Here is a 14434-nt window from a genome sequence, read left to right as displayed (position 1 = left end):
AAATATTGATAAAAATGATAAATTTTCTCTGACTGTGGACAATCCAGTTAAAAAAAATATGGGAAAGCGATTAACAATTAGCCGTCAAAAACTATGGCTCAGTAGCGTGGGCTTTTTTTTATGTATTTTCGGCAATAGTATCCAACCTAGCTGGGCTGAAGGCAGCAAAGAGTTAATTTCTGATGGCGGATACAGACCTTACCTGGAATGGTCAGATTTATTACTGGCAGGTATTGTTCGGAAAACCATACTCAAAGTTTATGTTCAGCAAGGAGAAACAGTTAATCTTGGCTCTAGTGTGAATACTAGTTTCTCAAACCCACAAGATATCGTTTATCGCAGTCCCTTTGGTACTCAAAATGGCTCTTGTGATGTTTTGAATACTGGTTTTGGTTTTATTGACACCCTTGCCAAAGAAACGGCTGGCCCTTTACCTAATAGTGGTGGCTATACTCCTTGTAATTTCGTCGCTACAGAAACAGGTATTTACGAAGTTGAATTTCATTCTCCTGATAAAAGTGGTACTACAGGCAATCCGCCTCCAAGAACTACAACGGCGGCATTTCCTACAAATGCTACTCAACTTTCAGGGGTGGCGGCTTGGGATATTACAGTTCGAGATAGTAATGGTGTTGCCAAAAAAGGGCGAGTATTTACCAATTATATCGCTATGAATATGGGAGGAAATGCTGGGCAGAATGGCGCTCCTGCTGGTTTAGGACTCAACTCTAAGCTTTATATTCAAACTAAAGATGGGTATCGTTACGAAACTGACATGAATGGAGTCGATCCTTTTGGCTTCATCTTTTTTGCTAATAACCGGGGATATATTGACACAACAAATAGCAGCACTCTTTACCATTCTGCTGGCGGTGCTAGTAATAATAGTTTGATCTTTCCCGGTAATGTGCAAGTTCAAAATCCAAATGTTTCTGATACGACAACAGACATTACCCACCTAGTTTTCTTCAATCGGCCAGACACCGCAACCCTTAATTCTTTGAGTATTCCTATTGCAGCGACGATTCCCACAGTACCGACTTCGTTCAAATTCACTGGAGGTAATGGAGGTAGTGGGAACCAAACTTCTGTGGGTGTGGGAGGCAATTTTAGTTTCAATGCTGCCTCAACTGGTAGCTATCAAATAATTATTGACACCAATAATGATGGCATTTTTGACCCTAGTAGCGATAGAGTAATACAAAATGTGCTGTCTGTCGGCTCAAATGTGGTGTTTTGGGATGGGAAGAATGCAAGTGGGGTAAATCTCCAGCCTCTACCAGGAAATGCAGCATACAATGCCATAATTACAACACGATCGGGTGAATATCACTTTCCCATGTTGGATGCTGAAAATAATCCGCTGGGGTTTAAAATCACAATGGAAAATCCTCCGGCTGCTTTTCCTAACCTTGTAGATCAAAATGGCCAGCAAATTGGATCGACAACCGTTTATTACAACGACAACAACTATACTACCGCTAACGGCACGGCGATTAACTTAAATGGTACGGGAGCTACTAACCCGCGTAATGCTGCTAGAGGGATCAATAGTGTGTCAGGAGAGCATGAATTTAGTAGTAATTATGGTGACTTTAAGGGAATAGATACTTGGACATATTTTCCAAGTCAAGCAATCACTACTCCCCTGGTAATTACTACTAGCACTCAAGCAAATGTCATAGGAACCAAATCTGTTCGCTTCCTTGCAGACAATGATAGTAGCGGAACTGTGACAGTAGGCGATCGCATCGAATATACCATTACTTATTCCAACCTAAATCCAGGTAATAGCAATGCAATTAACTTTGTCATTAACGATTTATTACCCTCACAATTAACCTTTGTGAGTGCAGCAATTACTGCTGTAACTTCAGGGAATAATATTACACTCAATCCCAGTTACAACGGTACTAGTGTTGTTGCTGTGACAAATTCTGGAACTCTGCGCGTAGGTGATACGATTACCATTAAAATTACTGCCACAATTAATAATGCCAATGGCGGTAATCCAATTAGTAACCAAGCAAATGCTACTTTTAACACACCTGATAATCCTACAGGAACTGTTGGTACAGTCTTTACAGATGCAGACTCTGCTGGCGCTACGAATAATCCACCGACTCTTGGTAATTCGTTCTTACAAATTACTGATAATGGTGTAAATATCGGTAATAATCCTGCCAGTACGGCAGATGATGACCCCACTTTATTTACAGTATTAAATACTGTTAGTTCTAACCCGAAATTACTATTAATTAAACGCATCACCCGCCTCAATAACCAAGATTTAACTGATATTGTGGATGGTCGCAGTGACGTTGCGACTAATGCCAGTAACTATGTACCAGAACCTTATGCTACTGATGATAGCGATCCTAAATGGCCTACTGGCTACTTGCGAGGATTAATTAATGCTGGCACTGTCAAACCTGGAGATGAATTGGAATACACTATATATTTTCTTTCCAATGGTGTTGGTAATGCAACTAATGTGAAATTCTGTGACTTAGTTCCAACTAATGTTAATTTTATTCCTACTGCTTTTAATGGTATGACTCCTAGTGATGGTGGCTTACCAGCAGCAGATCGAGGAATTGCCTTAGCTATTGGTTCTACTACACCTACGCTTTATCTTACTAATGTAGGAGATAGCGATCGCGGGCATTTTTATATAGCTAACGAATCAGGCACACCATCATACTGCGGTACTAACACCAATGGAGCAGTAGTGGTCAATATTACAGTCCCCAGTTTTCCTAATTTACCTGCTGCGACTGGATCGGGTACACCAGCTAATTCTTATGGTTTTGTCCGCTTCCGCGCCAAGGTGAAATAGTTTTAATCACCGCTAACTAGTGTAATTAAGGGCATTAGGAGAGTTCCGGCTGTACGGGAAGAAGCGATCGCAGTTTTGTAAAAATATCTTTTGAATAATCCGAAAAACAATAACTTCAGTTTGGAGATTTAGCATATACCTACAAATAAGTCATAGGAAATATGAATCTAAAACTGAGATTTAAACCAGTTTCTCACAGTTGGGTTGCTTTACATCCAAAGCCTAAAGGAGTAATTCAATTTATTGCTGGGGCTTTCTTTGGTACATTTGGCCCTATGCTTTTTTATCGTTATCTGCTTCAGTCTCTATTTGAGCAGGGATATACAATTATTCTTTTGCCGTTTAATTTTACTTTTAACCATTATCTAGAAGCTGGTTTTCTGATGAGAGAACAGTATGAAATTCTGCCAGAGCTTGTGAAAATGGCAAGTGTTGCAGGATATGATTATGAAGCCTATCTAGATGATAAAAACTTTTCTTGGATTGGACATAGCCTTGGCTGTAAATATATCTCGCTGTTAGAAGGATTTACTGCTTTACCTCCAGAGCCTCAAGATAGAGAGCAGTTTATTCGCAACCTGCTATCTAATACTTCCGATGAGTCAGAGATAGAAAGTGTGATTGCAGACATTAATCTTCTCTTTGATGAGCTAACGCGAAAAACAGTTGAAGTTAAAAAATTAATTTACACTTATGTGCATAAGAATATCCAAATTAACAGTGTTTTTATTAAAGGACAGGTTTCTATCCTCTTAGCACCTGCCATTGCTGACACAGGGAGCGCAATTCGTCCTCAATTTTTAGCGGATATCATCGACAATCTTGGTTGGGGTGTGAAACCAACTGTTAAAGAAACTCATTATTTAATCAAGGATAGTGGGCTATTTAATATTATGGGTTTAGTCTGTTTCAAATCAGACAATATTGCTAAATCAACCTGTGAATGGTTTACTAATATTTTGCAAAAGCCACCTCAAAATTTTCGGAAAACTGTAGCAGGTGGACATTTAAGACCTTTAGGTATTCAGCTAGCTAAGTATGTCGTTAATCTTTTTGATAAACCGTCAATTGAATCAGTTCCAGAGCGAAACAAAGCATTTGAGCATAATGTAATTCAATTGCTTGAAGAACTGAAAGAAAAATCAAGATGATGGGCATTGGGCATTGGGCATGGAGAAGAGAGAGACAAGGTAGACAAGGAAGAGGGGGGAGACGAAGGAGAAACTTGTCCCCCTGCCCCTCTGCTCCCCTGCTTGCTAACCCTCTTTCATGACAATCCCAACTCTTCTGGAAAACCGAGCATGATGTTTAGGTTTTGGACTGCGGCTCCTGATGCGCCTTTACCCAGGTTGTCAAGACGAGCAACTAGCAAGACTTCTTTAGTGGTGTCATTGGCAAATACAAAAACCTGAACAATATTAGTACCGTTCAGTGCAATCGCATCTAGAAATGTTCCGTCTCTGAGCAGTGTAGAATCTTGGAATGGAGCAACTTGCACGAACTTTTCAATTTGGTAGTAGTCAGCGATCGCTTGATGAATAATCTTACCTGATGGTGGATTATCCAAAGTCCCCAGTGGCAAAGGTATCTGTACCAGCATCCCCTGCTCAAAATCGCCCACGGCTGGTACGAACAGTGGCGGCGATGCTAACCCTGAGTAATGTTGCATTTCCTTAACGTGCTTGTGCCCAAACTGCAAACCGTAGATGCCATAAGGGTAGAGTGACTCTGCCCCGGCTTGCTGTTCGTGGAAGCTATGATACTGTTTAATGAGATTCTTTCCGCCACCAGAGTAACCTGACACTGCATTAACGGTGATGGGAAAGTTACTGTTCAGAAGTCCTTTGGCAATCAACGGACGGATACAAGCTAAAAATCCTGTGGGATAACAGCCCGGATTACTGACAAATTGGGCGCTGGCGATTTTCTCTCGCTGTCCGGGATTTAGTTCGGGGAAACCATATACCCAGTCCTTAGCGGTGCGATGGGCAGTGCTAGCATCAAGAATCTTAACTGTATTACTACTGACTAAGCTAACAGCTTCACGGGCTGCATCATCAGGTAGGCAGAGAATGACAACATCAACGGCATTGATTAGTTTGGCTCGCTCAGTTGCATCTTTACGTTTAGATGCCTCAATGCTAACCAACTCGATATCGTCGCGTTGGTTGAGGCGTGAGTAAATTTGTAAGCCTGTAGTTCCCGATTCTCCATCAATGAAAATCTTCGGTTTAGTAGTCATGCGCTTTTGATTATATGGAAATGATATTTGACAAAGTATGAGTTATTTTAACGAGCAATTTTTGCATGAAATTAGCCTGCTTTCACCATCCACACCAAAAAGCTCAGAATTGGTTCGATAGGAGGAAGAGAATAATCCATTAAATCAATTGTGACTGTTTGTCCCTCTAGTTTCAGAAATCGCCATTGGGTTCCACTGCTTACAGTACCGTAAACTGCTGTTAAAGGTTGTTCTCTTGCTTGGTTGAATCGCTGTGCAGCTACCATTTCTGCAATGCATTGTCCCAATCCAGATTTTAAATCTGATTTTTTTGCTTCAACAATGACAATTGCAGGTGCTTCCACTGTTAATTGTTCGGGCGAACGGCAAAGTAGGAAGTCACATACACCGTTAAGTCCAATACTCGGATCGACGTTAAACTCTTCCCCTGAAAATACGCTAATTGTAGAATTAAAGATGCGTCGCACTTCCAGTAATATAGGATTAATTATCGCCTCTGAACGAGCTTTTTCTGTATCTACTGCAATCGCCCACGGTAAATCTTCTAAAATACCTTGGAGTCTGAAACTTGGAGTAATGGGTTCAATTGAGTCTGGGAAAAAGCGAACTCCTTCTATAGTATTTAGATGAAAATCTTGTTTTACTCGGTCAATGTTGAATTGACTGTAGGGCATGATAAATCAATACTCCATCCATTTGTTGATTAGACCTCTTGCAAAAGTAACTTTTGCACTCTTGCGGTCAAAGGGGTTCATGTTAAAGGGGAAAGATTTTTTTATTCCTTTTCCCTTTCCCCCAAACCCAATTCCCTACAAATGCCAAGAAGTCTATTGTAATAGATTGTTATTTTTTCCTTCGCCTTCCCCCTTTCTGGATCTGAATTTTCGCTTTAACTCGTTTTTGGCTCGGCTACTCCTCCCAAGCTAGAGTACGTTTCACTGCTTTTTGCCAAGTACCAAATTTGGACAAGGGAAAATCACTCTTCGGCTCAAACACACGCTCAATTTGCCGTTGTTTCACCAGTGCTTCATAGCTCTGCCAAAATCCTACAGCTAAACCTGCCGCAAATGCTGCACCCTGAACGGTGGTATCGCGCATTATTGGGCGTTCAACTGGAATACCCAACACATCAGCTTGGAACTGCATCAAAAAATTATTCTCGCAAGCACCACCATCTACGGTTAATCGCCCAACTGGAGTACTACTAGATGCGTTAATTGCTTGCACCACCTCCAGAACTTGATAAGCGATCGCTTCCAACACGGCGCGAACTAGATGCTCTGGTTGTACACTGGCGGTAATGCCGAAAAAAGCTCCCCTGGCACTCATATCCCAATAAGGTGCGCCCAGTCCACTAAATGCTGGCACAAAATAGACTCCGCCGCTATCTTTTACCTGATTGGCCATTGCTTCAGTTTCAGCAGCAGTTTTAATCAACTTCAGGCGATCGCGCAACCATTGAATACAAGCGCCACTAGTAAACATACTGCCTTCAAGGGCATAGCCGACATCTAAAGTATCCTTGGTATTTGCTTGTGTCCACGCCACTGTCGAAATGAGTTTATAGTGTGAGCGCACAATTCGATCGTCTGTGTGAGCTACTAAAAAGCTACCAGTACCGTAAGTGCATTTTACCAAACCGGGGCGATCGCAGCCATGACCAAATAAAGCCGCTTGCTGATCTCCCAAGATGGCAGTAATGGGAATTTCAGCACCCAACAAAGTTGCATCAGTGACTCCAAATACTCCTAAACTCGGCTGAATCTGGGGCAAAATATGGGCTGGAATTTGCAACAGATCCAATAAAATCTCATCCCACGTACAGGTTTTAAGATTCATCAACATTGTACGGCTGGCGTTGCTGTGGTCAGTAGCATGGACTTTTCCACCTGTGAGATTCCACAACACCCAGCTATCAATAGTACCTGCTAAGACATTGTTCAGGTCAATATCAGTAACATTGTCTAATAGCCATCTGAGCTTGGTAGCAGAAAAGTAGGCATCAATGATTAATCCGGTGCGATCGTAAATTTCATCAGCGTAGCCTTGCTCTTGTAACTGGTGGCAAAGGGGAGCAGTGCGACGATCTTGCCAGACGATCGCTTTATGGAGTGGTTTCCCAGTAGTTTTGTCCCAAATCAAACAGGTTTCGCGCTGTACAGTTAGTCCCAAAGCTGCGATCGCTGATGGTACAATCTGGGCATTTGCAATTGCAGTTTGCATTACCCAACAGGTATCCTGCCAGATTTGTTGAGGGTCATGTTCTAACCATCCTGGCTGAGGATAATACTGAGTTAATTCTTTATATGCCTGTCCAACAATCTTGCCGTCTGCATTAAATACAAAGGCGCGATTGCCTGTCGTACCTAAATCCAGTGCTAATATGTAGCTCGATGATAGAGTTTTTTTGCCAAGTGTGTGCATAGCCGCTTTTAATGTTGCGTAGGCGTAGCCCAACCTAGACATCGCGATTTTAGCAATACGCCTTCAATCACATATACATTATTTTGGGTACATTTTGAATTTCCTGTTTGGATAGCGTTACGTCTCTGTAAGTTTAAAAACGCTACAATTTTACGCAAAGGACTGACAAATAAAAAAATATACAACTTTTCTTGTGGGGTGGACATCTTGTCCGCCCCTGTCAACGGGCGCTCGTGTCGCCCACCCCACAAGAGTGGATAATTTATTTCTTGGAAGTCCCCAAAGTTGTACTTAGCACAATAGGTATTGATGTCCGCCTCAAATCCCAAACCTTGACAACATTGCAAGACGCTGTGTATTGGAATTATGTGTAAGTAAGTATATCGGCACAGTAAATAATTATCAAAATGCTGGGTTCAAAGGAATATTACACACAAATTCATATAAGTTTTAGGATTAAATTTATGTGGCAATATACAAAGTGTCACTTTATTTAAATCTGATGACGATCCTCATGTTTTATAGTTTGCATATAAAAATTAATACGTAACTCAATACGGTTCACCAAGATGTGAAAAATCATCATAAAAACACAAATCGCCATTTTAACAAAAGACTAATTCTTGTAGAGACGGCGATTCATCGCGTCTAATTATTGTCGATACGGCGATTCATCGCGTCTAATTATTGTCGATACAGCGATTCATCGCATCTAATTATTGTCGATACAGCGATTCATCGCGTCTAATTATTGTCGATACAGCGATTTATCGCGTCTCTTACCTTAACCAACAGTATTGATAGTAAACCTCGTTAATATAGATTTTATTACAAGTAATCATCTTAATTTAATCTAAAAACTATAAATTTAAAAATAGATGTATTTGAAAATTCAAAACCATCAAAATATAACAAAGTCCCCCCATGTTAAAAGCTAACCAAAATCAAAATGCACTACTCGCTCTGTTGTTACTTGTGCCAGTTCCGAGCATCGGTATTACAACTCAGCTATATATACTCCCTGGCTTCCAAGGACATTTAGTAGCTTTATTAGCTAAAATCTGGTTATTGCTAGTACCCATTATTTGGTTATTATTTGTCGAGCAAGAAAATTTAAAATTTGAATATCCTAAAAGCCGTGATTTATTAGCTGGTGTCGGATTAGGGCTATTAATGCTAGGCATCATTTTGATTGTTTATTGGCTGCTGGGCGCAAAATGGATAGATGTTGAATATGTTCGCGATCGAGCAACACAAATTGGATTGAACAGTTTTGTAATTTACTTAGTCGGTGCAGTGTATTGGATATTTGTTAACTCTTTACTTGAGGAATTTGTCTGGCGTTGGTTTGTTTATCGTAAATGTGAAATTTTGGTATCAAGTCCTTTAGCTGTAGTACTGTCTGCACTATTTTTTACGATTCATCATGTTGTTGGTTTAGCAGCTTACTTTGATTGGCGTGCGACAACATTATGCTCATTGGGAGTGTTTCTCGCAGGGGCGGTTTGGTCATGGTGCTACTTAAATTATTGCTCGATTTGGCCTGGATACATCAGCCATATTTTTGCAGATATAGCAATTTTCCTGATTGGCTGGCAACTGATCTTTACTTAAGAAAAATGTCATCAATCAACATTTCTCAAGATAATATGTTTTTTGAAGTCGAAACTGATTATACCTTCTTCTTGCAATTTCCCTATCAATCGTGTAATTGTTACTCTAGTGGTACAACAGGCGCTAGCAATATCTTCGTGAGTAAAGCGAATATTTAGGCGAGTTCCCTCTGGTACAGTTTCACCCACTTCTCGTTTCAAAAGTTGTAATAGATGTTGTAAGCGATCTTGTACTCGCCGTCTACCAGAAATTGCTAAAAAAGATTCTGTTTGCTGTAGCCGCTGCTTAATTTTTGGTAAAAGCGTATGGCTCAGTGTTGTAGAAGCTGATATTTCTGTTGCATAAATTGACACTAAGCTAACATCAGCAAGCGCTGTTGCTTGGTAAATGTCTAAAGATGTCAAACTAGAACCAAAAACCATTCCTGGTGTTGCCAATCCAATCAGCACTTCTTCACCCGTTTCACAGTAGGTACTGAGTTTCACCAAACCCTGAGAAACATACCAAATTACTAATGGGTTGAGGGGAATAGTTTCTCCTTTATCATATTTATGTAGGGGGCGATTGTTGAAAATGTCACTCTTGTCTTTAATTGCTGATTCTAATTGCTGACGCTGGGTTATATTACGCACCATCCAGCGCAGAGAAATTGCCTTACCCTGCTGATTGCGGACAACTGTCACTGTCAAAGCTGCATAAAATAGCTCGCCATAACGTTGTTGCAAACGTACCAATAACTCTTTAACTTTGTCTGATTGCGATAGCTGTATCAGTTCGTTGCGAATTTGCTGACGTTCTTCTAGAAGGACAAAGTTAATTATTGGTTTGCCCACTAAAAAATGCTTGGAAACATTCAACAACTTAGCTACGGTGAGGTTAGCTTCTTGGATAATTCCTTCTGTATTAGTCACTAAATAGCCGTCTGGCGCTAACTCGAATAAATCTTGGTAGTGATGGCGCTCTGCTTCTAACCAATTCCGTGTTTTTACTAGTTCCTCGTTTTGCTGATAAAGTTCCTCTGCCGCTAACTGTGCTATTTTTGAGGTGTTATGGAGTTCCTTAAAAGCTTCCGGTAACAAATCAGGCGAAATCCAAGGTAATAAACTAGCAGTTTGGTATAAATCTGCTAAACGCTTGTGCAATATTTCTGTACGTTGGACAAATTTTTCTATGTTCACCTTAAATTCCCGCCATTTGCTTGCAGAAGTTAAGTAAAAAAACTACTAAGTAAACCCTTGAAAAAAATTGCAGTATACTTAATTTTATTGAATTATAAATTTAATAGGTTATAAATTGCAATTTTCATGTAATTGAAGTAATAAAGTTAATTTATTTTGGGTTTTTGACAATTTATATCCTATAGTTGCTACAGATTAGCCAGTTTTTAAATGACACATGTAGCATTCAACCTAGATGCTCAAAGTAAATTGAATCTACAAATTGCAAAGCATCCACAGAGATATTTATTTACTAGAAATTTTACGGAGTTCTGCTAAGTATTACTTCTACCCTTGGTGGTAAAATTATGTAAACTCAGCTAAATACGAGTACCAAATCTGCCATCTAAGATTATGCTAATTTTTGACTAAACTGATAAGTCAGTCAAAATAATGATTAGCAAAGAGCAGACGGAAAACTCTACATCTCAACCTTAATTTCTGACTATTATTGTTGAATCCGCTTTGTCATTCCTCCTAATAAATAATTTAGTGCTAATAATGATTGTTTCCATTTTTACTAAAAGGATGTTTGGAAAGCTATATTTGTTACCCAAAGTCTCTAATACCCCCCTAACCCCCCCTTGGAAAGGGGAGGAAATAGTCTTTTGAAGCCCTCTTTTATAAGGGGGGTTGGGGGTGTAATGTCACAATTTAATATGCTATACGACACTTTTCAAACACCCTCTAAGAATAACTAATAAGACTTTACCCAACTTCCATCACAAGAATTAAGCAATTACTACCAAAGAGATAGAATCTAAGTTAAGTTTGTTGGTGATTCTGAATACTTTGGCTATTAATAAACTTAATAAACTTTATAAAAAATTCATAACAAGATTCCCAATTTTTTTAAGAAGGTGTTTTAAAAGTTTTATTGCTAACACCAAAAGCTTAGAAATTTCAACCTTACTCCTTTGTAGGGGTTAGATTTCATCTCGACGCTAGGTACTTCTCCTTTAGCGCAGACCTTCCCATTTTCTTTAAGAACTTGGGAATCCAAGCCTTTCCATCTTCAAATTCATTATAAAACTATCTGACACGGGTAAGAGTAAAACTATTAAGAACAAGCAATGGTCTACTATATCTAGAATTGTAAAGATAAATATTAATAAGTTAAAAAGGTTTGTATCGTCAATCACGTATGAACTTAATAATTATCCGTCTCTTTAGTTAGAGGATAAATGAAGTAGTAAGCTGGTGTAATTTAACAATGCGTAACAGCTAATCAACGCGCAAGTTACAAGGAGTGATGAGTGAGGTGTCAATGTAATAAAATCTCATCACTCCTTTTTACTTAACGTGAGTTCGATAAACCTCTTCCTCCCAACCTGCCTCTCCCACGGGGAAAGCAGGGTAATTTCATACAACCAGAGAAAAACTAAAACTGGGTTTCAAAGCCTATCGACTTTTCGGAAAGAGGTTTAGAGAGGGGTAAAAAGCCATGCTACAAAACAAGAAATCAAGGCTTATGTATTTTTCTTTTTTCGTATGAAACCACCCTGCTCTAATGCACTATTTTTTTGCTTGCCACGCCACTACAATTTTTCTTAACTGAACTGTATTGGTTTATGAGCTACTAACGAATACCATCATTATCAATGGCGCTGTAGCTGTCGCTGGGGAAAAGCCCCAACCAAGGGTCAGAACTAGGAGTTAAAAATAGTTGTCCGTATACTTGTTCATTGAGCGCTTCCACACTCCTTGTTTGCTTACCCTGCATAAACCATTGATGAATTTGGCTGTGCAACATATATTCATTTCTGACTGTATCTAAAGCCATTGTGGCTTCAAAATTTTTCACTATTATCGGCAAATTATCTTTTTGAGTGTTGGCAGATTGAGACTTTTTAGCTCTAATTAGAGAGATGCTGTTTCGATCTAGCTTGACATCGGGGGCATAGAGTTGAGCAATTTTGTCCCAAACTTTCTGGTCAGTAATTTCAGCTAAGGCGTTTTGATTCCGTTCAGCATTAGACTGGAGAGCAGTTAACATTGGCGTTTCAACTCTCATTTTAGAAACTGCTAGAGAGCTTGCTATTTCTGCTGTTGGTGGTTGAGTGGGATTGCTGGGAGTTTCTGCCAACTTAGGGGGAGATTGGATACCCAGGCGGGATAAATCTGCAACCCATTGAGCTTGGATAGAATTTAAGCGATCGCTGTGGTATTTTCTTAAATAAGACTCGCGATCGCTTGGTGTAAGTTTACTGTAATTTTTTACTGCTAATTCAGCCTGCTCTAGCTGCTGCAAAAATGCTTTGGGACTATATAACCCTGGAATAGCATCGATTGGCCGACCTGATGCATCTAATACATAATGAATGCTATTGCCTGTAATCGTTCGCTCCAACTTGCGTCCGTCGCCAAAATCAATAGTTACTTTGGGTACAGGGCGCACTGATTGCCAATGCAAAATAAAACGGTCTTGAAGCAGTTTAGAAATTTCTACATTCGGATACAGTGCTACCCTGAAGAATCTACTATTAGCACAACTCAAATCTTGATCCAGCCTACCCAATAACCGCAGAGATAGAATGGGTTTACCACTAGCTCTAGCAGCAGCTTTGGCTTGTTCTATATCAGTATACCAGTACAAACGAGAGGCGTAACAGTCCCGTTGTTGACAAAGTTCATCTAAAGCTAGCCGAAGTGCAGGAGAAGGTAGAACTGCTCCTGAAGAAGCGGTATTTAATGTATTAGCATGGGATTTAAGAAATACTTGTAACCCTTTTGGGCCCTGTTTCCGAAGTACAGAAACTTCTTGAGATAAGTTGGAGATTTCAGCTACAGGAGTTTGAGCATCAGCTATCTGCACAAAACCGAAGCTGACTAGGATGAGTGCGAAAGGATATTTGCAGGTTCTAAATTTCATATATTTTCAGATATTTTCAAGGAAAATAGAGGGTGTGAGTGGGGAGCATCCGGTTTTGGCAATAACGAACAGAAAGAATTTGGTTGATACTCTCAACATTCCACTGTCAGCCAGAAATTTTAATCCTAGTGTTTACAGCAGTTTTGATGGATTTGAACCTTTTCGAGTGGAAGCAATACATTTATTTTGACCTCTCTCCAAACCTCTCTCCTTTTAGGAGAGAGGCTTTGATGCTCACTCCCCAACGCTAGCTCTTAAGGGGTTGGGGATTAGGTCTGTATTTCGTGCAATTGAGAACCGCTATCTATATAAGATACTGTGGGTAACTTGCTTACCCGTAGAGATAGTTTCTTAATCTTCTTGATTGGGTTGAGGTAAAGAAATATTTCCTAAGTAATTCACTAAATCGGTTTGACTGGAGAAATCTAACAGCGCCTCAGCTAAATCTTCTAGTTGAGTAATGGGTAATGTGCAAATTTGCTGTTCTATCTCTGGCTCAATTGCGCTAACCCGACGTGTTAACTGACGCATAATCAGTTGTAGCGCCTCCTGTTTCTTTCCTCGTTCTTCTCCCTGTTGCAATCCTTTTTGCAGAATGTCTTGGTAAATCACAGATTCTTGCATAATTTCCTCTCTGAAAAGCTGTGTAATCAAACTTTTATCAAACCGCAAACCAGCTAAAACCTGAACACAAGCTGATATGTTCTGTCGTTCGTCTGTTTCTTCAATCATATCGACAGCAGTAGCGACTTGAGTTAATAAGTCTGCGGGTGAGTCGGTTCTGGCTAATGTCGCCAGTGGTAAAAGTGCAGGGTTAGCTAGCAGCGGTGTGGGATCTTCTTCCCATAAACGAATCACTCGATACTCGTGTCTGGTTTTTTTATCTACATACTGGGTATTAAAAACAATTTCTGAGGAGGTGGGTTGTAAAAAAATCAACACCTGCTCAATATCACACCAGTATTCTCGTTTTAATCTGGTGTAGTAATCTAGCATCCGAAAATCAAGCGGGGTTTTGGATTTTGGTGTCGTTTGAAACTCTAAATGTAAGATTTGATTGGCGATTTGCAGGAATGTCACCGAATCAGCACGAATCGGTTCGAGATTGAGTTCGGTTTTAAGTACTTGGATATCTAAGATGTCAGATGCAAGTAGCCATCTGGCAAAGTCACCAGGGTATTTTTCGGCAAGGTATTTGCAGGTGTTATCGTAACTCAAGGGCGTAT

The 14434-nt window shown here is 39.9% G+C and carries 10 protein-coding genes; 4 read left to right on the top strand and 6 right to left on the bottom strand.

The annotated features are described in order from the left end of the window. Positions 1-58 precede the first annotated feature (58 nt). Both ACR5KR_RS17125 and ACR5KR_RS17120 read left to right on the top strand, forming a co-directional pair. The gene (locus ACR5KR_RS17125; RefSeq protein ID WP_448267301.1) at positions 59-2839 is read left to right on the top strand and encodes a hypothetical protein; all 2781 of its coding nucleotides are present in this window, start codon (positions 59-61) and stop codon (positions 2837-2839) included. Between the two features lie 161 nt (positions 2840-3000). Continuing rightward, positions 3001-3990, top strand: coding sequence for a DUF1350 family protein (locus tag ACR5KR_RS17120; protein ID WP_448267300.1), 990 nt, complete (start codon positions 3001-3003; stop codon positions 3988-3990). A gap of 116 nt (positions 3991-4106) precedes the next feature. Here ACR5KR_RS17120 and argC read toward each other — a convergent pair whose 3' ends face one another. From argC to glpK, 3 genes are all read right to left on the bottom strand, one after another. Beyond that, positions 4107-5081: an N-acetyl-gamma-glutamyl-phosphate reductase gene (argC, locus tag ACR5KR_RS17115; protein WP_448267299.1), complete on the bottom strand. Its 975-nt coding sequence runs from the start codon at positions 5079-5081 to the stop codon at positions 4107-4109. A 71-nt stretch (positions 5082-5152) separates the two neighbouring features. After that, positions 5153-5755 (bottom strand): hypothetical protein, encoded by a 603-nt coding sequence (locus tag ACR5KR_RS17110; RefSeq protein WP_448267298.1) that lies wholly within the window; start codon positions 5753-5755, stop codon positions 5153-5155. Positions 5756-5990: 235 nt separating this feature from the next. Further along, the gene (glpK, locus tag ACR5KR_RS17105) at positions 5991-7505 is read right to left on the bottom strand and encodes a glycerol kinase GlpK (RefSeq protein ID WP_448270237.1); all 1515 of its coding nucleotides are present in this window, start codon (positions 7503-7505) and stop codon (positions 5991-5993) included. 233 nt (positions 7506-7738) lie between these two features. On the opposite strand from glpK, the gene ACR5KR_RS17100 reads away from it, so the two are divergent. Next, positions 7739-7879: a hypothetical protein gene (locus ACR5KR_RS17100; RefSeq protein ID WP_448267297.1), complete on the top strand. Its 141-nt coding sequence runs from the start codon at positions 7739-7741 to the stop codon at positions 7877-7879. Between the two features lie 550 nt (positions 7880-8429). Further along, on the top strand, positions 8430-9119 hold the full coding sequence (locus tag ACR5KR_RS17095) for a CPBP family intramembrane glutamic endopeptidase (protein ID WP_448267296.1): 690 nt from the start codon (positions 8430-8432) through the stop codon (positions 9117-9119). A gap of 11 nt (positions 9120-9130) precedes the next feature. On the opposite strand, the gene ACR5KR_RS17090 is transcribed toward ACR5KR_RS17095, so the two are convergent. The 3 genes from ACR5KR_RS17090 to ACR5KR_RS17080 form a co-directional block, all read right to left on the bottom strand. Next, entirely contained in the window at positions 9131-10297 is a 1167-nt protein-coding gene (locus tag ACR5KR_RS17090; protein WP_445631324.1) for a PAS domain S-box protein, read from the bottom strand. Positions 10298-11915: 1618 nt separating this feature from the next. After that, the gene (locus ACR5KR_RS17085) at positions 11916-13208 is read right to left on the bottom strand and encodes a hypothetical protein (RefSeq protein WP_448267295.1); all 1293 of its coding nucleotides are present in this window, start codon (positions 13206-13208) and stop codon (positions 11916-11918) included. Between the two features lie 351 nt (positions 13209-13559). Continuing rightward, positions 13560-14426: an Rpn family recombination-promoting nuclease/putative transposase gene (locus ACR5KR_RS17080; RefSeq protein ID WP_448270235.1), complete on the bottom strand. Its 867-nt coding sequence runs from the start codon at positions 14424-14426 to the stop codon at positions 13560-13562. Positions 14427-14434: the final 8 nt, after the last annotated feature.

The sequence above is a fragment of the Nostoc sp. DSM 114159 genome (assembly GCF_053470285.1).
Note: the sequence above shows the minus strand (reverse complement) of the source record. Positions and strands in the feature narration are given on the sequence as shown.